Source organism: Methanosphaera sp. (assembly GCF_022768985.1).
In the GTDB taxonomy this organism is placed as follows: Archaea; Methanobacteriota; Methanobacteria; order Methanobacteriales; family Methanobacteriaceae; genus Methanosphaera.
Window position 1 is genome coordinate 1 of sequence record NZ_JALEKL010000004.1, and the last position, 20,873, is coordinate 20,873.

The 20,873-nt window shown below is 29.3% G+C and carries 17 protein-coding genes; 6 read left to right on the forward strand and 11 right to left on the reverse strand.

Translation table 11 applies throughout. The features are described 5' to 3' along the window. On the forward strand, positions 1-1,947 hold a 1,947-nt coding region (locus MRZ80_RS01210; protein ID WP_292535419.1), incomplete at its 5' end, for an Ig-like domain-containing protein. A gap of 220 nt (positions 1,948-2,167) precedes the next feature. Here the strand turns inward: MRZ80_RS01210 and cobJ are convergent. Both cobJ and MRZ80_RS01220 read right to left on the reverse strand, forming a co-directional pair. Further along, entirely contained in the window at positions 2,168-3,268 is a 1,101-nt protein-coding gene (cobJ, locus tag MRZ80_RS01215; RefSeq protein WP_292535421.1) for a precorrin-3B C(17)-methyltransferase, read from the reverse strand. Between the two features lie 290 nt (positions 3,269-3,558). Continuing rightward, positions 3,559-4,713: an orc1/cdc6 family replication initiation protein gene (locus MRZ80_RS01220; RefSeq protein ID WP_292535423.1), complete on the reverse strand. Its 1,155-nt coding sequence runs from the start codon at positions 4,711-4,713 to the stop codon at positions 3,559-3,561. A gap of 1,653 nt (positions 4,714-6,366) precedes the next feature. Between MRZ80_RS01220 and MRZ80_RS01225 the strand changes: the two genes are divergently transcribed. The 3 genes from MRZ80_RS01225 (at position 6,367) to MRZ80_RS01235 (ending at position 8,847) form a co-directional block, all read left to right on the forward strand. Then, positions 6,367-7,326 (forward strand): cobalamin biosynthesis protein, encoded by a 960-nt coding sequence (locus tag MRZ80_RS01225; protein WP_292535425.1) that lies wholly within the window; start codon positions 6,367-6,369, stop codon positions 7,324-7,326. A 22-nt stretch (positions 7,327-7,348) separates the two neighbouring features. Continuing rightward, positions 7,349-8,341 (forward strand): cobalt-precorrin 5A hydrolase, encoded by a 993-nt coding sequence (locus MRZ80_RS01230; RefSeq protein WP_292535427.1) that lies wholly within the window; start codon positions 7,349-7,351, stop codon positions 8,339-8,341. A 251-nt stretch (positions 8,342-8,592) separates the two neighbouring features. Then, positions 8,593-8,847 carry a UPF0147 family protein gene (locus tag MRZ80_RS01235; RefSeq protein WP_292535429.1) on the forward strand — a complete coding sequence of 85 codons (255 nt, stop codon included), beginning with the start codon at positions 8,593-8,595 and terminating at the stop codon, positions 8,845-8,847. Here MRZ80_RS01235 and MRZ80_RS01240 read toward each other — a convergent pair. Both MRZ80_RS01240 and MRZ80_RS01245 read right to left on the reverse strand, forming a co-directional pair. After that, positions 8,837-9,415, reverse strand: a complete 579-nt coding sequence (locus tag MRZ80_RS01240; protein ID WP_292535431.1) for a class II aldolase/adducin family protein — start codon at positions 9,413-9,415, stop codon at positions 8,837-8,839. The genes MRZ80_RS01235 and MRZ80_RS01240 overlap by 11 nt on opposite strands. A 54-nt stretch (positions 9,416-9,469) precedes the next feature. After that, positions 9,470-10,930: a DNA-directed DNA polymerase II small subunit gene (locus tag MRZ80_RS01245; protein WP_292535433.1), complete on the reverse strand. Its 1,461-nt coding sequence runs from the start codon at positions 10,928-10,930 to the stop codon at positions 9,470-9,472. Between the two features lie 194 nt (positions 10,931-11,124). Here MRZ80_RS01245 and MRZ80_RS01250 point away from each other — a divergent pair, with 194 nt between their 5' ends. Beyond that, the gene (locus MRZ80_RS01250; RefSeq protein WP_292535434.1) at positions 11,125-11,736 is read left to right on the forward strand and encodes a hypothetical protein; all 612 of its coding nucleotides are present in this window, start codon (positions 11,125-11,127) and stop codon (positions 11,734-11,736) included. A gap of 141 nt (positions 11,737-11,877) precedes the next feature. Here MRZ80_RS01250 and pyrB read toward each other — a convergent pair whose 3' ends face one another. From pyrB to MRZ80_RS01265, 3 genes are all read right to left on the reverse strand, one after another. Then, entirely contained in the window at positions 11,878-12,801 is a 924-nt protein-coding gene (pyrB, locus tag MRZ80_RS01255; RefSeq protein ID WP_292535834.1) for an aspartate carbamoyltransferase, read from the reverse strand. A gap of 48 nt (positions 12,802-12,849) precedes the next feature. Beyond that, positions 12,850-13,584 carry a tRNA (adenine-N1)-methyltransferase gene (locus MRZ80_RS01260; protein WP_292535436.1) on the reverse strand — a complete coding sequence of 245 codons (735 nt, stop codon included), beginning with the start codon at positions 13,582-13,584 and terminating at the stop codon, positions 12,850-12,852. 313 nt (positions 13,585-13,897) lie between these two features. Then, positions 13,898-14,614 (reverse strand): hypothetical protein, encoded by a 717-nt coding sequence (locus MRZ80_RS01265; RefSeq protein ID WP_292535438.1) that lies wholly within the window; start codon positions 14,612-14,614, stop codon positions 13,898-13,900. Here MRZ80_RS01265 and MRZ80_RS01270 point away from each other — a divergent pair. Next, the gene (locus MRZ80_RS01270) at positions 14,613-14,849 is read left to right on the forward strand and encodes a hypothetical protein (protein WP_292535440.1); all 237 of its coding nucleotides are present in this window, start codon (positions 14,613-14,615) and stop codon (positions 14,847-14,849) included. The genes MRZ80_RS01265 and MRZ80_RS01270 overlap by 2 nt on opposite strands. 133 nt (positions 14,850-14,982) lie before the next feature. On the opposite strand, the gene MRZ80_RS01275 is transcribed toward MRZ80_RS01270, so the two are convergent. From MRZ80_RS01275 to MRZ80_RS01290, 4 genes are read right to left on the reverse strand one after another with little or no spacing between them, the layout of a single operon-like run. Then, positions 14,983-15,537, reverse strand: coding sequence for a hypothetical protein (locus MRZ80_RS01275; protein WP_292535441.1), 555 nt, complete (start codon positions 15,535-15,537; stop codon positions 14,983-14,985). Between the two features lie 5 nt (positions 15,538-15,542). After that, positions 15,543-15,680: a hypothetical protein gene (locus tag MRZ80_RS01280; RefSeq protein ID WP_292535442.1), complete on the reverse strand. Its 138-nt coding sequence runs from the start codon at positions 15,678-15,680 to the stop codon at positions 15,543-15,545. A gap of 14 nt (positions 15,681-15,694) precedes the next feature. Continuing rightward, positions 15,695-18,490, reverse strand: a complete 2,796-nt coding sequence (locus tag MRZ80_RS01285) for a DEAD/DEAH box helicase (protein ID WP_292535443.1) — start codon at positions 18,488-18,490, stop codon at positions 15,695-15,697. Between the two features lie 30 nt (positions 18,491-18,520). Beyond that, positions 18,521-20,782: a DEAD/DEAH box helicase gene (locus MRZ80_RS01290; protein ID WP_292535444.1), complete on the reverse strand. Its 2,262-nt coding sequence runs from the start codon at positions 20,780-20,782 to the stop codon at positions 18,521-18,523. Positions 20,783-20,873 lie beyond the last annotated feature (91 nt).

Sequence of the window (20,873 nt, forward strand, 5' to 3'; positions counted from 1 at the left end):
GATGGAAAACCTGTGGAAAATGTGACAGTAGTAGATGGAAAAGTAAACATAACAATACCAACTGATACATTACCAGCTGGAGAACACAATATAACACTAGATGTAAAAGAAAACGAAGAATACAACAACAAAACAATAGAAACAAAAGTAATTGTTGAAAATAGAGATGCAACAATTGACATAGTTGATGTAAACAATCCTGTTGAAATTGGTGGACAACTATCAATAAACACAACAATAGTAGATACAGAAGGAAAACCAGTAGACCAAGGAAAAGTAACATTTAAAATAAATGGAACAACAATAGCAACAGTAGATGTAAAAGAAGGAACAGCAAACATAACATACACACTACCTGAAGAATACAAAGCAGGAGAATACCAAGTAACAGCAGAATTTGAAGATGAATACTACAACCCAGCAGAAGATAATAAAACATTTACAATCCAAAAACATGACATAGCAGATGTAACAATACCAGAACAGACAATAAAAACACAGACAAACACAACAATAGAAGTACAACTTAATGATACAAACGGTAACCCAATAGAAGGAAATACAACAGTAGAAGTAATAGTGGATGGAAAACCTGTAGAAAATGTGACAGTAGTAGATGGAAAAGTAAACATTACAGTGCCAACTGACACATTACCAGCAGGAGAACATAACATAACACTAGATGTAAAAGAAAACGAAAAATACAACAATAAAACAATTGAAACAAAAGTAATTGTTGAAAATAGAAATGCTATAATTGATATTGTTGGTGTAAATACTCCTTATGCTATTAGTGATTTATTCATTAACACAACAATTGTTGATGAAGATGGAAGTATCATTAAAGATGGAGTTGTGATCTTTAAAATTAATGGTAAAACACTTAAAGATGCAAATAATGAAACAGTTCGTATATCTGTGCATGATGGTGTTGCAAATATTAAATATTTACTCCCTTCATCTATAGGTGGTGCAAGATATAATGTAACTGCTGTATTTTCAAATAAATATTATAATAGAGCAGAAGATAATGATAACTTAACAATTCTTAAATATGCAATTGAAAATAAAACATTTGATCCTATTGTTATTAAAACACATCAGAATGCTACTATTAATATGACTCTTAAAGATGAGTTTGGAAATACTATTGTAACTGAAACTAATGTTACAATTAAAATTAATAATAAGACATTTACTAAAACTACAATTAAAGATGGAGTATTAAATATTGAACTTGATGTTGAAAATCTAAAAGCTAATAATTACACAATTGATGTTATTTATGGTGAAAACCAAATTTATCTCAGAGGAGAAAATAGTATCCAGTTAAATATTGTTAACCGTAGTGTAACTATTGATCTTGATACTAATGCTACACATACTAATGGTCAAATACCTATTCATGCAACTATTACTGATGATGTGGATGGTAAATTAGTTGATAATGGTACTGTTACATTTAAAATTAATGGTATTACACAGCTTGATGAGAATGGTAATGCTATTAGATTTGAAATTAAAGATGGTATTATTGATGCTACATACAACTTACCACCTACTATAGCAGCTCGTAGTCATAATATGACTCTTGTATATTCAAATGAAGGATATGATAGATGTGAAGAAACTACAAATTATACTGTTATAAAAAGTGATATTGCAGATCTTAAAGTTTCAAATATTACAACCAAATATGGTGAAAATACTACTATTTCAACTATTATTTGTGATGAAGATGGTAAAGCTGTTAGTGCTGCTACAAAAATTGCAGTTAAAGTTGATGGTAGAACTCTTATTCATGATGTAGTTGAAAATGGAGTTGTTAATATTACAGTTGATACTGATGATCTTTTCATTGGAGATCATAAGATTGATATTGTATTTGGTGAAAATAGTTTCTATAATGAAAAACGTGTAGAAATTCCACTCATAATTGAGGAGTAATTATTATACATCAAAATATATCCCATTTCTTCCCCTCCCCTTTATTTTTTTTCTTTTTTTATAAATATTTACACTTGCAATATACCCCTATACACTTGCAACACACCCCTATACACTTGCAATGCACCTTTAATTAATAAAAATATTTAAAAAAAATAGTAACTAAATTCCAAAAAAAAGTAATAAATTGGGAGGTGAAAAAAAAATAAATTAGAAAATTCTATTCATCATCAAGTTCAAAGCAACGTTGATAGTCTTCATTTCTTGTTTTATAGATTGTTGCACGTCTAAGTTTAAGTAATTGTTTTTTCTTACGATCAAAGTCTTCCATGGAGTGAATATTTTCTTTTACAAAGTCTAGTATTTCATCAACAACTTTATCATTATGGATCCAGTTACAATCTTTACAGTTCCATACATCTTTATCTGTTATCCATTTACCATTTGTTGCTCCATCACCACATGGATAGATTGGACAGTAGCAGAATGTACAGTTTTCTTGTTTTTCATGGCATGGGAAGTATTCACAGTCTGTATTTTGTCCTTCCCGAATTTCTCCATTAAAGAATTTTTCATAGAATTCTTCTGTTTGTGGTGGAAGTTCTGCTTTTGTTTTATATCCTCTAGGTGTTATCATTTTACCTTTTTTAACGTATGTTAGTGAGTTTCCAATGATAATTGTTGTTGACATGTGAATATCTTGATTTTCTAGGTCTTTGAGTTTGCAGATTTCTACTATTGTATCTGTTCCTTCTGTTTTTACAATTCCTACTGGTGTTTCAGGGTTACGATTTTCATTTAATATTCTACATGCACTTTCAAATGGTTCTACTCTTGTTTTACTTTTTGGGTTGTAGAATACTATTACCATATCTGCTATTGCTGCATGTTCGATTTTACGTTCAATTTCTTCTAGTGGTGTTAGAAGATCACTTAGACTTATTATTGCAAGATCGTGTAATGGTGCACCTAGTGCACTTGCTGCATATGTTGCTGCTGTTACACCTGGTATTACTTCAAATTCTAAATCTGAGTATTTATCAATAATTTGGAAGTATACATTTGCCATTCCATAGATTCCTGGATCTCCTGAGCTTATAATTGCAACTTTTTTTCCTTCTTTTTCTTTTTCAATTGCAAGTTCTACTCTTTCCATTTCATCTCCCATTCCACGTCTTAGTACTTCTTTTCCTTCTATTAAGTCTTCGATGTGTTCAAGGTATGGTTTATATGCTATTATTACATCTGCTTCTTTAATTCTATCTGCAGCTTTTAATGTCATGTGTTCTCTTTTTGAGCCTATTCCTATCAAGCTTATCATTATTAAAACCCCTAATTATTGTTAAAGTTTCATATAAATTTTTTTTTATATTGTGATTGAATTATATTGTATTTGTTTTTATATTTATTTTTAAGGATTAAATTTTCATGATTTATCTATTTTAGTAGATAAAATAACGATTATACTTTATTTTAGAGGGTATTAGGGCATGTGAAATTGATTTTTATTGATGTTTTTTAATTTAAAATTGAATTAGATAAGGCTAAATTATAAGTTATAACTTATAAGTTATAAGTAAATATTTTATAAAAAAAGAGAATTTAAAGAATTTAATCTTTAAATATTAATGCTTTAGATATTAGATCAATATCACATTGTAGTGTTATAATATTTGTTCGTCCACGTCCACGTCCACGAGAGACTGTTTTTGTAGAGATTAATCCAAGCATTTCAAGTTCATTTACAAAGTCAAAAAGTCTACGATATGATACAGAATCATTCTTTGATAAGTCCTGATATACCTCATATAGTCTTCCTGATGTAATTTCCTCATTTTTCTCTGTTAGATATGCAATAGTTTCAAGTACTTTTTGTTGTTGTAATGGAAGTGTTACTACAACATCAAATACCTTATTGTGTTCTATTCTATCTTTTGATTCTTTTACAAATCCTTCCTCAATTTTATTTACTCCACGTTCATCTGCAATTTCACCTGATGATTTTAGAAGATCAAGAGCATAACGTGCATCTCCTTCTTCTTTTGCAGCAAGTGCAGAACAGAGTGCTATTACACCATCTGATATTGATCCATCTTTAAATGATACATGTGATCTTTCAGTTAATATATCAATTAATTGTTCTGCATTATATGGTGGAAATACTATTTCACGATCACGTAGACTACTTCTTACTCTAGGTTTTATGAATTGTTTAAAGTCTACATAGTTACTTATTGATGTTATTGACACGTTATTTGTACGTGTGAGTGTGTAGAGAATGTTATCTCCATCATTTTTTAGTATGACATCTACTTCATCTAAAATTACAATAAGTATTAGATCTTCACCTAGTATGTTTTTGCTGAAGAGATTTCTGAATGTATTTACTACTTCAGCTTTTGTCCATCCCCTATATGGTACTGGTTTTCCTAGTTGTTGACATAGTCGTGCTAGTAGTTGATATTCTGTGTTGTAGTCTGTGCATCTGATGTATTCTATTTTGATGTTTAGATTTCTTTCTGCTGCTATTTCTTCTAATTGTTTTTTTGCATATAGTGCTACTGATGTTTTTCCTGTTCCTGTTTTTCCGTAGATTGTTATGTCTGGTGGTGTTATTCCATTGAGTGCTTCTACCCAGTATTTTGCTATGGATTCTATTTGTTCACTTCTGTGAGGTAAGGTTTCAGGTATAAATCTATGGTCTAGGTAATCTTTGGTTTTAAATATTGTTTCTCTATCATCGAGTTTTTGGAATATATTTTCCATATGATACCTCTTTTTTTGTTTTTAAGTTTTCTTTATTATTTTTTTAGTCGGAATCTTTCACTTGAAATCCTATTATTTCAAGTGTAAATATGTACTATTTCTTTATATTTTTCATATTATAAAAACATTTAGATGTTTTAGAAAAATTAATTCAAAGATATACGAACTAATTTTAAAATAAATTTAAAACATTTACACTTGAAATAGAGCTTTAAAAATTTATAAAACTATAAAATAAGATTAACTAATTATTTACACTTGCAGTACATCTTTTTAAAAAAATAATTTAGATTAATTTCAAGTGTATAATTTTAATTTTAAAAAATAACAAAAATTATTATTTATTTTTACACTTGCAAGCCATGTTTCAATTATTTCAAACTAAAAAACAAGTATTTCAATTACTTTAAAAATTTAACATTTCTGATAAATTAAAATGATCTGTTGCAACTGTAAATAACGTTTCCTTTTAGGGTAGTTTTGGCAAAGAGAGAGAGGTGTATTGCAAGTGTAACGCTCAGAGGGTACCCCCTACCCTGATGCATAAAACACCAAAAAGTCATGCAACAAAATCATTTTTAAAACATCCATTTCAAGTGTAACAAAATTAAAACAAGTTACAGTTGTAAAACACCACTAAAACAACTCTGACAGTATAAATAACAACAATATACCTATAATATATAATATAATTAATAATAATATAATAATATAATAAATAAATAATAATAATAATAAATTTAATTAATTTAATTGCTTTAATTGTGAAAAAACATTTTTTTTGAGCTTTTTTCTGCGGATATAAATAAGTATTACTAAAATACTTTAAAGTATTATTGTATTACTTTTTTAGACAAATTTACGATACAGTGGAAATTTACCAACATACTTTCAAAAAATTTTGAAATTATAAAATTTTTCAATTTACATTTGAAATCCACCTCTTTTTCCATATTTTTGCTAAATTTTTACAAATGTTACACTTGCAACACACCTTTATTTTTAGGGGGGGGTGTACCTTTTTCATGTTACACTTGCAATATACCCCCCTCTCTCTTAAAAATTGCATCTGAAAAAAGTCACATTTTAAAGGTGTATTTCAAGTGATAGAAAATAGTATATACTTTATTTTAAAAAATAAGATATAATGTAAAATAATCAATGAAAATAAATTAAAATTTTTCTTTAATTATTAAATTAAACTAAACTAAATAATGATTAATAAAATACAAAATAAATAAACATTGTTAAATAAAAAAACAATTAAATAAAACTATTTTTTAGAAAATATTGCAATTTATAAAATATTTTTAAATTTTAAATAAAATTAAAACTTAAAGAAGTATTTCAAGTGTTAATATCATGTTTTATTTTTCAATTTTTTGAAATTTTTTACAACAACAAAAACTTCTATTTACTACATTACTAGTGCTGTAAGTAGTCTAATTGCTCTTATATACACTTGCAATGGTATGCTTTCAAGTGTATTTTTTTATAAAAAACACTAAAAAATACCCACATGTTACACTTGCAATATACCTTTAAATACTTTTAAATCATAAAAACTAACTGGAAATCAAATAAAAATAGAAAAAAACCAAACAAAAATTACATAAAACTTATAATTACTTAAAAAATAATAAATAAGATATAATGATTTATGAAAGCTTAATATACTCTGTCATAATAATAGTACTGGCAGTAGTAATAGACACAATATTTGGAGAAGTACCAGATAAGATACATCCTGTAATCTACATGGGAAATGTAATAGAAAAACTAAAAAACTATCTTCCCAAAACAAGATTTTCAGGCTTGCTAACAATAATAACAACAAACTTCATATTTGTAACACTAACACTACTATTGCTCATAATATCACTCTTTATCAACAAATACCTCTACATAATAATAGCCGCAATAATACTATCAACAACATTTTCAATAAAATTCCTAATACAATCAGTAAAAGATATACAAATACAACTAAAAAAAGACATAAACATAGCACGAAAATCAATGTCATACCTAGTAAGTCGTGACACAGAACAACTAACAGAAGCAAGAATCGCATCAGCTGCAATTGAAACACTAACAGAAAACATAACAGATAGTATAATATCACCACTATTTTATGTACTAGTATTTTCAATACCATTTGGAATGATACCAGCAATACTAATAGGTGTAATATATCGTGTATCAAATACAATGGATGCAATGTTAGGATATCAAACAGAAGAATTAATAGATATAGGACGCTACCCTGCATTACTTGATGATGTACTAAACTATATACCAGCAAGAATAACAGGAATCTATGTAATAATAGCATCAGCACTACTAAGATATGACTACAAATCATCATATACTATGATGCGAAAATATGCAACAAAAACACCAAGTCCAAATAGTGGATATTCAATGGCAGCAACAGCAGGAGCACTAAATATCACACTAGTAAAAGAAGGAGTATACACACTAGGAGAAGGAACAGAAGAGTTAACTGGTGATAAAATACAACAAGCAATAGAAATAACAAAACTTACATCAGTACTTTTCATACTAACAATGCTGGTAATATACTTCATAGCAGCAATGCTAATAATATAATCATAAAATTAGGAGAAAAAATATGAATGTAGCAATAATATCAATAACACAACAAGGAAAAGACATATCAGATAAAATAACACAAAAACTACAACAAGATCCACAAATAATACACATAAAACAATACCATAAAAATGTAAAAGATGCAATAGCAGAGAGCTTTAATACATACGATGCAATAATAGCAATAATGGCATCAGGCATAATAATACGCTCAATAGCACCATATGTCACATCAAAACTATCAGATCCAGCAGTAGTACTGGTAGATGACAATGCAAACCATGCAATAAGCCTGTTAAGTGGACACTTTGGAGGAGCAAATCCACTAACACACAAAATAGCAGATCTACTTGGTGCTGATGCTGTAATAACCACATCAACAGATGTAAATAAAAAAACAGGAATAGACTCAATAGCACAAAACTACTACTTCAAACTAGAAAATCCAAAAAATATACGCTACATAAACCGTGCATTAGTAGATGACAGACTTGTTGAGTTAAAAATGCCACATAAATACTCATACATCCTAGATGATGAAATAAAAAAATCATACAATATAACATATGATGACATGCAAGATACAATAGTTGCAACTGTAGATGGACATGATGTAATACTAACACCAAGAAATGTTGTGATGGGAATAGGAGCAAGACGTGACATAGCACAAGCTAAAGTTGAAAATGCAGTAAAATGTGCATGCCAAATACTTAATATAAAACCCCAAAGAATAGATTCATTTGCAACAGTAGATGTAAAAGAAAATGAAAAAGGAATACTAGATACAGTTGCAATGTATGACAAACCACTAAAAATCATAACAAAAGATGAAATAAAAAACTTCACAGACAATGAATGTTCAAAATCAGACTTTGTAATGAAACAATTTGGAATAAAAGGAGTATGTGAACCAACAGCACTACTTGCAAATCATGAAAACTCCCACCTAATCTTCAAAAAAACAGCATATAATGGAGTTACAATAGCAGTATCATTATCTGATAAATAAATCATATTTACTTCTCTAAATTCAACCCTCTTTTACTTTTTTTTAATTATTTTATTATACTTATTTTATATATAACATAATTAACATAAATATTATAAATTGAATCTAAAATTTAATTATTATTAATTTTCTTTTTAAAAATAAATTTATTTTATATAAGAGATGTTTAAATATACATTCTTATTTTATCTAGATAAAAATGATTAAAAGAATAAATTTTAATGTGGAAATTTAAAAGAGGAGTGATATCTATGGATAATGATCAAATATTTGAAAGTTGTGTTGGAACATTAGAACAATTAATTAATGATACAAGCGTACCAAGAAACATAAGAAAAGCAGCAGAAGATTCTATTGCACTATTGCAGAAAGATGAAGAGCCAACACTTAAGGCTAGCTCTGTAATCTCAATACTTGATGATATAAGTAACGATCCAAACATACCAATCCATGCAAGAATTCTTATATGGAACATTTTAAGTGAACTTGAATCAGTTAAAGATTAAGTGTAGATGTAATATATTGTGTTTTAGCTATAGCTTCTATATATTCACATAGAAGTGTAGCTTCCTCAATATCTTTTCCAACCCCAATAATACCATGATTTTTAAGAAGTGCAGCATCCTCATTTTTAAGAACTTCAGCTGTATTTTGAGCTAATTTTTTACTTCCCGGTGGATAATAATTTACCTCAGCTACATATTCACCTGTAATTTCACCAAAACCTTCCTGTTGATACAATCTTTTTTTACTAAATGCAAAACCTGTAGCATATGGTGAGTGAACATGTACAACACTTCCAACATCAGATCTATTTTTATATACACCAATATGTAAGTCTGTCTCCATTGATGGAATGCGTCCTGCTGTTGATTCATAGCTTAAATCATCAATTTTAACTTTAAGAACATCTTCATATACTAGTTCTTTAAAGTTTGTACCACTTGCTGTAATATAAACATACTCTCCACTATCATCTATTACACTTATATTACCTGATTTACCAATTGTTAAATCCTTACTATACATATAATGTGCTGTTTTTACAATTTTATCAATAATATCATTATTCATTTAATACACCTTCTTATATTTTTTTTTAATTAACTACCATATTTCTTTTGTCATCTAGCTTGAAAAGTCAAGAACACGCATCTTACCATTACTAAGTATAGGAACCTGACCACATGTAGGAACAATATTATAAACCTTCTGGAACTCTGTTTGTTTCTGGAATGTACCAGAATTAAGAAGATGAATACCTTTATACTTTGCATAAGAATTTATATGAACATGCCCTGTATGAATAACATCAGGAACCTCATCAAGAACCATATAATCTTCAAATTCACTAGCAAGAGCTGTACGTTCACCATAAATAGGTGCAAGATGTCTTTTTTCAACGAGAAGCTTCATAATTTCATCAGTATCAGCATGTGTAAGATTCATAGCCATAACCATATCATCAAAACTACGACCATGATAAACTACAACTTTCACACCATCAAGGTCAACAACAGATGGATTACTTACCATTTCAATATTTTTCTGATTACACAAATCTTTTGCATATTTCTCAGTAATTGCAGGCTGTGGTTCTGCAAGACGTGTAGCATCGTGGTTACCAGGAGATAAGATGATTGGAATATCTGTTATGTCACCAAGAAGTCTTGCAGCCTCCTCATATTGACCATAAATATCCTTAATTTCAAGTTCTTTCTCCTGGTTAGGATAGATTCCAATACCATCAACAAGGTCACCACCAATAACAAGATAACGTAGAGAGTTTGCAAGATCCTCATCACCCTCATTTCCATTAACCCACTTAATAAACCTATTAAATGCATTAGAATCAAACTGTTTACTTCCAATATGAACATCAGATATAAATGCAATAGAGAAATCCATCTCTTTATCATCTGCTGTGTTAAATCTTTGAACACCAGGATGTACAATGTCATCAGCTTTTATAAGATTACCATTTGTACTACCAGTAATTCCTATTACTTCATCTTTTACAAGATTTTTACTCTCAGCAATTAAGTCTTCATCATCTTTAAGAACAATAACACTACCATCACCTGTTGGATCTTCAATTTCAATTATAACATGCCCATTTTTAGTATTTGAAATAGAATTTACAATACCAATAGCATGAAGTTGATCAATTGCCTGTTTTGTTGTCTTTAGATCATTAACACTTTTAAATTCAGGATTTTGTTGTATAATTTTTCTGAGCTTTTCATAACGGCTATTGAAGTACTTGTTAAGATCATTTATATCTCCATCTGTATATGACTTATTTGTAACATCAAGAAGAATCTCATATGGCATTGACTGATTTTCACGTATTTTACGTGTTTGTGGATTTTCCTTAATTTCTTCATGTATTCTTTGTCTTTCCTTCATTTGATAGTTACGAATAGTTTGTGTTGTAATAATATATTCATTATCACCATTATTTTCTACATATTCAATAAGTTCATCAATTAAGTAGTCATACTCATCATTTCCCTGTATTTCTGAGTATGCATTGTAGTTAACAAGTATGTCTGCTTTCTGGAATTTCTTAATAATATCATTTAACATTTAAAATCAGCCACAAGTAAGTTGTTTTTTCATAGTGAAATTTTACTTTTATTTTATATTAATATTATAGTTTTTCTAGTAATTATAAATAATATATAATAATTATTATCAACTTAATATAATAATAGAATATAATAATTTATATTAAAAAAATTTAATTGGGACAATATAAATCATAAGGGAGGTTATTTTTTGTGTCAAGGATATTAAAAGTACTTATCTTTATAGTTGGTATTTTTGTATTTTTTGAAGTAGGATTATTTGCATCATATAGTGTAATATCCTCAGATGGAGTTAATGTTGATGAAATTATATCAACACAGATAGATGAAGTAAATGATTTCATTGGATCATTAACTGGTAAGAAAACATTATCAGAACAGGAAACACTTAATGTTACAAACGATGATAAGGTTGCATTAATTCTTAATAATATGACAAATTTAAGTGTAAATCTGGGATCAGTTACAGCAAAGGTATCATCAGGTGATGATGGAAATCAAACAGTAACTCTCACTGCAATAGCAACAAAAGATACACAGATAACATCAGGTGGAGCAATTCTTATTGTACCTGAGCAAACATACAGTATCACAGCAACAGCTACAGGTGAGGTTTATTCATCTGGAAAAGTTGAAATTGATACGACAACAATTGCACTTAAAGAGAAAATGGTATTATACAACCAAAATAGTACAAATACAGCAGGTGGATCAATAGATAACCTGGTACAGTATGCTCAAAACAATACAACAAACAACAATACAACAATGGCAAATAACACTACAAAGAAAACAAGAGCATAAAATTTAATTTTAATTAGAAGGTTTAATTTCCTTCTATAACTTTTTTTTTAAATAAACTTATTTTTTTTATAAAATTAATTTTCTAAAATCCTATAATAAAAAAAAATTAGTATGGGGTGGAGATTTAATATATTATTTTTTTTAGTCTTTGATTATTGAATCAAGAAGTGCCATACGAACAGGAACTCCATTAAATGCCTGTTTGAAATACATTGCATTTTTAAGTTTATCAACATCAAAGTTTATTTCATCAACACGAGGAAGAGGATGCATCACAATTGCATCATTATCTTTAAGATTTGCAGCTTTTAGACGATATTTACCTTTAACTTTTGCATATTCTTTAGGATCTGGGAATCTTTCTTTCTGAATTCTTGTCATGTAGATAACATCAACATCATCAATATTATCAAGAAGTGTTGTTTCAATTGAATATTTACAGTTAAGTTTTCTTAGATCATCAAGAATTTCAGGGGGCATTTGAAGTTCATCAGGTGCAATGAACTTAATTTCTACATTATACATTGCAAGTGCATATACAAGACTGTGTACTGTACGACCATATTTAAGATCACCAACAATTGCAATTTTAAGATTGTTAAGTTCACCAATTTCACTTTTCATTGTGTAGAGGTCAAGAAGTGTTTGTGTTGGATGTTGTCCTGGACCATCACCAGCATTAACAACAGGAATATCAACATTTTGTGATATGAAACGTGCAGCACCTGCCATGTCATGACGTAGTACTATTGCATCAGCATACTGTGATATGATCTGTGCTGTATCATAGAGAACTTCACCTTTTTCCACACTTGTTCCCTGTTTTTGGTTAAATCCTATTACATCTCCACCAAGTCTTTTCATTGCAGTTTCAAATGAAAGTCTTGTTCTTGTTGATGGTTCATAAAACATTACACCAAGAAGTTTTCCATCCTTTTTATGACATACCTGTTGTGATTTTGCAATTGGCACCATTTCATCTGCAAGATCTAGTATATAATCAACATCACTCTTTTTAAAATCGCGTATAGATATAATATTTTCTAAATTAAAGCTCATAATAATAACATTCCTTTTATATTCATTTTATTTTTTTCCAAATTCATATTTTTTTTATAGTTTTCGTCCAAAGCTAATATATCCTGTATGTCCTGCAACTCTACTACATGGTCTTGTACCATTTTTTCTAATTTCAAGTTCACGAACATTACCTTCTCTGATTTTAATATCTTTAAATCCACAACGTCTAAGAACCTTATTTACAACTTGGAACTGTTCAACATATGGAGTATATACTGCAATAAAACCACCAGTTTTAAGGATACGATGAGCATCCTCAATTACATCAGCAGGCTTTGGAAGATCAAGAAATACTAGATCTGTTGAGTTATCCTCTTCATTAAATCCTTCAGTTACATCTTGATGATTTAAGGTAATATTATTAAAGTGTGTACCTTCAATGTTTTTCTGGATTGTTTCAATGAAATCTTCACGTATTTCATAACTTGAAATATGACCTTGCTGTCCTATTATATTTGCAAAAAATAGTAAGCTTCCACCTGCTCCACTACCAGATTCAACAATGTGGCTTCCATTTCCTATACCACAAAATGCTACAATTAATCCAAGATCCTGTGGAAGTACAATAGCACAATTTCTCTTCATTAAGTCAATATAATCGTTAATATTAGGCTCAATTACTGTGTATTTCTTACCAAGATGAGTTTCAAGAACATCTCCAACTTTAGCATTTATGATGTCATCTTTTGGAATTATACCCTTTTCTGTGTGAAAATCTTCATCTTGTGCAATATATTTCCTGTTTTTTTTATCTATTAAAATCTTCATAATAACCCCTTTTAGTATTATTTATTATATTTAGATTAGATAAGTAATAAAATTATATATTTACAGGTAAAATATTTGATGTGTTTTTGTATCAATTTGAATGGTTTATCTAGTGATGCCTTCTCCTCTTTTTTTTATTTATAAATTATATTAAAATTATAAGTTATAACTTATAACTTATTAGTTATAACTAATCTATTATATAAAAAAAGAAAAACTAGCAAATACCCCACCAAAATACACTTGCAATATACCTTTAAAATAATTATTTAAAAAAAATAAAAAAAGAGGAGGAGAAAGAGAATGTGAAATACTACATTTTCACATCTTCTATTGTAAGTGGAATAGTTGTTCTAAGCTGATTATACCAACTATTAGGACCTACAATTACATCAATTTTATGATTTCCAACTTTAAGATATGATGTATCGAGTGTGAAATTAAGATTTCCATCAGTAATTTCTGTTTCATTAACCTGTGTTTTACCATCAACTTTTATTGAAACTTTATTTACACCCTTAAGTTGCATACCTGTTGTATCTAAAATTGTTGTATTAATTGTTGTGTTATGTTTAACTTCTGTTGTAAGATTTTCAATAGTTACATTTGCAATATCACGTTTTGTAAGTGTAAAGCTTTCAGTAGCCTCTGCACGATCATATCCAACATTTGAATATACAGCTGTGATATTGTATCCTTTAGCTGCCATTGCCTGTGGAAGTGTGTAGTTAAGATGTGCAACACCATCAACAACACTAAATTTAATAGCTTTACCATCAGCATCAACTATTGTTTTACCATTGATTTTAAAGACAACAGTACCATTTCTTATTGCTGTTCCATCATCTTCTACTACTGAAATATTCATGTTAAGATCTGACATTACAGTTGTATTTGTAATATCTCCAATTGTTACATTTACACGACGGTTAACTACATTTAATGTAATGTCACGTCTTTGTTGGTTGTAAAGACTGTTATGGTCAAATATTACACTTATAGTGTAGCTTCCAGCTTCAGCTCTTTGCATGTCAACTGTGAAACTTACAGTACCATCAACTGTTGTTGTATTAATGTATGTTTTATTATCAACTTTTACAACAATTTTTGTATCTTTCTGTATAATATTTCCATATTCATCTTTAACTGTAAAGTTAAATGTAGCATTATTTCCTGTTTTAATTTCAACAGGAGTTACTGTTATGTTTTCAAGATCACTTCTAATAACTATAAGATCATCAACTGTACATCTTTGTGTGTTGTAATATTTATCATTTGAATAAACTGCTGTAAGGTTATATTTACCATATCCAATTGTTTTAGGAAGTAGGTATTGGAGTTTTACAACACCATCTACAACTTTAAGTTTAATTTCATTACCATCAACATCTATAAGTGTTACACCTTGATTTTAAATCCAACTTTTCCACCATTTACTAGGCTTCCATTTACATCTTTAACTGTTACTGTTGCATTTACCATGTTAAGTGTTTTTGTATCGTTTTTAACAATATCAATTGTTACATCACGTTTTATGATTGTAACTTTCATGTCAATTGTTTTATTGTTATAGTTTTCATTTTCACGGATGATAATTGTAATGTTATGTTCTCCTGCAGGTTGAGTATCTGTAGGGATAGTAATGTTAAGTTTACCATCAGTAATTGTTACATTTTCAACAACTTTACCATCAATTACCACATCAACTGTAGAATTACCATATACAGGATTTCCATTTGTATCATTAAGTTGAACATCAACAGTTACATTAGTAAGTGATTCTATAGTTTTATCAGGAATAATTACATCTGCAATATCACCTTTTAATACGACAACATCACTATCTTTTGTTGTATCATCATATTTATCAGCACTAAATAGAGCTGTTAATGTGTAGTTTCCTGCTTTATCTGATGGTTGTAATGTATAGTTATAATCTGCATGACCATCCACTACATTTACAGTTGCAATTGTTGTTCCATTAGTTTATATACAACACTTCCTTCTGTTACTTTATTTCCTTTTTCATCAAGGATTGTATTTGTAATTTCAAGAACTCCAAGAACTTTAATAGGTGAATTTGTAGCTATTTCCATTGAAGTTTTGTGATTTATTTATTTCCACTTATTATGTATTCATAGATGTCATCACGTACAGGGTATTTAAGTTTTAAATCAAAATACACGGTAGGTTTAACATCACCTTTTGTGTTTGTAAGTGTTCCCTGTTTTGGATTTACTGGCTTTACAGGACCCATATAATAGAAGTCACGTCCATCATCATTGTTTTTCTTAATGAAAAGTAGAAACTCGATTTCATTATTTTTTTCTATGATATTTTTTATATCCTTACTTTGTAGTGTTCTTGGTGTTGTTGTAACCCAGCTTATTGTTTGTTTATCTTTAAATTCATTTACATGATCATAATGGTCATATGTTACACATATTGGACATGTAATTTTTCCATCTAGTGGATTTTCTTTTATTACATATCCATAGACTGGGTCTCGCTCATACCAGTTGAGTAGACATGCCATGTCCCATTTTGAGTATTTCTTATATAATTGGAAGTTTACACAGTCAAGGTATGTGTTTGTAAAGTTATCTTCATAGTATTTTAGTGATAATTCTAGCAGGTCTTCTATTTCATTTCTAAATCTTGGATTTTCATCTAGCATCATCTTAAATTGTGGGTGTATGCATATAAATCCAAAAGCATCTTTTTTAATTAAGTTCATATCACTGAAATATTTAAATTCAGGTGGCTTAAAATAGGACTTATCAAGCTTACGTATTGCATGATGTATTGTAGTTTCATTATCATTAAAGCCATAGTTTTTATCAATAAATTTAATTAACTCATCTACATTAACCATACCTTTTTCTATAATTTCCTTAAGAATTAACACTTCATGAACACGCTTTGCATTAAAAACATTCAATGTAAGAAATTCAAGATATAACAATTCACAACTATTAAAGTCCATATGATAATCACAGTCAAGACGTTCAACAAGACATGGATAACACTTACCCTCAACATTCTTTTTAATATAACCTACAATAAGTGCAGGGTCAAGCTGATTATAATAATCAAAATCAGAAAGCATAGGAATACATCCTAGTTTATCTTTAAGATTTACATACTCATTTCTAAAGAAGTTAATATTAAATTTAACCTTATCAATAGATGAATAAATACGTTCTTTTGCCACACTATCAAAGTTAACAGTAGATGAACCAACAATCATATTATTATGATCAAACATAAATCTACGAAGCTTATCCTTATTGTATGTAACATCACCACTAAGGGCAATAGGAATCATAAAATTACTCCTATAATTACCAATAAAATCAACAATTACAACAAACTCCTTACCATCACATTTTCTAAGTCCACGACCAAGCTGTTGTGTGAAGATAATACTTGATTTTGTCTCACGAAGCATAACAATCTGGTTAATCTCTGAAATATCAACACCCTCATTGAAAATATCAACTGTAAAGATATAATCAAGAATATCACCATTTACATCATCTGATATTAAGCGTTTAATCTGCTCTTCACGTTCACTTTGGCTATTTGAACCACTAAGATATGTGGTTTTATATCCATGTTCATTAAATTTCTCAGATAAAGCACGAGCATTACTTACTGAATTACAAAATACTAAGCCCTTCAGGCGACTTCCACTATAGCCATAAAATTCAATATTTTCAATAATATATTCAACACGTTCATCTGATGTATCATTAACATCAAGAGCATTGTCAGTTACTCCATAATAATTAAAATTACAAAGTAATTCCTCCTCCATTGCATCTTTAAGTCGTATTTCATAGATTATATTATGATCAAAAAGAGTGTAAATATCAAATTCATCACTACGCTCTGGTGTTGCTGTCATTCCAAGATAAAAACGTGGAGTAAAATAGTCCATAATCTTCTGATATGAACTTGCACCTGCATGGTGAACTTCATCAATTACAATAATATCAAATTCATCAGGTGCATACTTCATGTAAATATCAGGCTTTGACATCATCTGTACTGTTGAAAATATAAAATCACAATAGTAGTCATGATTTGTACCTGATATTAAACCCATAGACTTATCCTTAAAAACACGCATATATGACATCATTGCCTGTTTTGCAATCTGTTCACGATGAACAAGAAAGAGTACTTTTTGTGGTTTTACATCCCTTATTGCAAATGCTGATGCAAGTGTTTTACCAGTACCTGTTGCACTAATGAAAAGTCCACGCCTTTCACCCATTGAGTAGATATCATTAAATCTTCTGATAAACTCACGTTGTACCTTATTAGGCTTAAAGTCGGCTGGTCGTGGCTTAATCCAACTGTTTTTCTGTATTTCAAGATTTTTCTCATAAATCTCCTCATATGCATCAATACAATCTTCTATATCTATTGCCTCATCCCAGTAGGTGTTAAATTCATCAAGAATTTCACATGTAACATCACCCATATCTTCTTGACATAACAAGTTCCATTCCTTATTTACAGTTAATGCCTTATGTGTAAGATTTGAACTTCCAATAAGGATAGAATATTTATCATCAAAGTTTTTAAAGATATAACCCTTTGTATGGAAACCATAATCTTTTGAATCAACACTATAAAGACGTATGCTAATATTGCTAAATTTATTTAGTTTACGCAAAGCCTTTGGCTGACTAAAAAACAGGTAATCTGATGTAATAATACGTCCTTTAATATCTTGTTTTTCTAGTTGTTTTAGTGTTTGAAGAAGTGGTGCAACTCCACTTTCTGTAATAAATGCAACAGATATAGCAAATTCCTTGCAGTTATTTAGTTGTTTTTGAAGTGTTGTTATAACTTTTATATTTGAATTATTTGCAATTAACTTAAAATCTGACATAATATCCCTTATCAACATCCCCCATTTCATCTATAGTTCATTATATTCTGATTCAATAACATTAAGCATTCCAGCTGCAGTTTTTTCACCTATTCCTTCAACTTCTTTAAGTTCATCCTTTGTTGCATTAAGCATTGCCTTAACTGACTTGAAATGGTTAAGCAGGCTTTTTGCAGATACAGGTCCTATTCCTGGAAGACTTTCTGTTATGAAGAGTTGTTGTTCTTTTAGTGTTACAGGCTTGGTTTTTGTACGTACACTTATTTCTTTTTTTGATTCATCATCTTTTTGTTCACGTTTTGCTATTGTTTTAAGCATGTATGCTGTGTCTGTTTCATCTTTTGTTTGAATAATTGGTATTTTAAAGTCAACTGTTAGTGATGCTATGGCTCCTCTTATTGCATTAGGGTGAAGGAAGCTGTTATATACATTTTCTCCTTCAATTATGATGAGTGGTTTTCTTGCATTTGATGTAAGTTCTTTTGCCTGCACATATAGTCTTTTGTCAACTATTGATTTGCTAAAATCATCTACTGTTTTTCTTTCAATTATTACATCATCACTTACCTGGTAGTCACCAACACTCATTGATTGTACCTTAATTTCACATCCTATCTTGTCAAGTTCACGCATTATATTTGAGTTTTTTTCACGATAGTCAACATAGATTAATGCTTCATTTGTATCTTGAATATCATCAAATGATGGTGTTGTTGTTGGATTGTATGATTTCACATCCTCTGGCTTTGCAACGTAGTTGTCAAGTGTAAATTTATTGTCACTATATGATTTGTAGATGTTTGACTTCATTGCTTTTTCTTTTCTTTGACTTGACCAGTAGTATGATTCATCTATTGTTCCTTTTGTCATTAATATAAACATTTCACCTTTATGTTTACGTCCTGTACGTCCACGTCTTTGTATCATACGTATCTCTGATGGTACAGGTTCATAGAGTATTACATAGTCTACTGATGGTATGTCAATTCCTTCTTCTGCAACACTTGTTGAAATAAGAATATTATAATCCTCATTTTTAAATGATTCTATTGTTGCTATCTGTTTTTTCTGTGATAGTCCTTTTTCATTCTCACGACTTGCTTGTCCATAGAATCTGAGAGCTTTAAGTTTATGATCACAACAGTAGTCATAAATTACCTTTGTTGTATCTCTAAATTGACTAAATATTATTATCTTATTTTCAGGGTCTTCTTTTAGTATTTGATGTATTAGTTCAATTAAACGTTTCATCTTTGGATGATCTATACCTGATGCTTCATAGCGGCGTGTAAGCATTACTGCTTTGTTAAATTTATAGTCATTTTTAAGTGATTTTGATGCCTTGGTTTTCTTCTTTTCAAGCTTGTTGAAGTAGTTATTAAGTGTCTTAATAGTCTGTGTTTCTAGTAGTTCTTGTGAGTGCATTATGTTAATTACTTCAGTTAATATTGATACTGCTTTAAATAATTCCTTCTGTGGACTTGCACTTGATGCTATTTTTTGCTGTACTCTTTTTTGTTCAACTAGTATTTCACGTTTTGAAGGCTTTGCAATTGAATCGATTATGCCAAGTTTTTTTAGTGTTTTAAGTCGTATTTTAAGAGTTTCATTTAGTAGTTTTTTTATCTCTTCAAGTTCATCATTTAGTTTTATTTTTATCCATTTAACTTCTATTGGGTTAAAATATGGTGCAACATCCGGGTCATCTTCTGATTTTATTACTACATTGTTGATGTATAGGTTGTGTGCTACCTCTTTTATCTTACTTTCCTCCCATCCTGGACTTGCTGTAAGACCTAGTATTAGTTGATTTTCTGCTTTTTGCATGTATTTCTGGGCAAGATATACATATGAGTATGATCCTACAGCATGGTGACATTCATCAAATATTATGAGTGATACATCACTAAAGTCATATTCCTGTGAGATTATGTCTGATTCTATTGTCTGGGGTGTTGCACAGATTATCTGATTTTCATTCCATAATTTTTTTCTTTCCTTTGGTCTGTTATTTCCTGTTAGACTTGCAACAGTTGTATTCATAAAGTCATTTAAACTGTTTTCATGTTGTATTGTTAGTGGTTTACTTGGTGCAAGAAATAGTATTTTACTTCCCTCATATTGCCTTAATCGTTCTGCTATTACTAGTGCTGCTATTACTGTTTTTCCCATTGCTGTTGGTGCAATGATCATTGTGTTTTCTTTTAGTGCATCTGTTGCTAGTTTTTGTTGGTATATTCTTCCTTCTATCTTATTTTTCTTTAAGTATTGATGATCGATCCAATTTTTCATATACTTATTTTTGAATTTAAATTCTTAAATTACTATCTAATAAATAAAAATTATAACTTATTAGTTATAACTTATAACTAAACTATCTAAA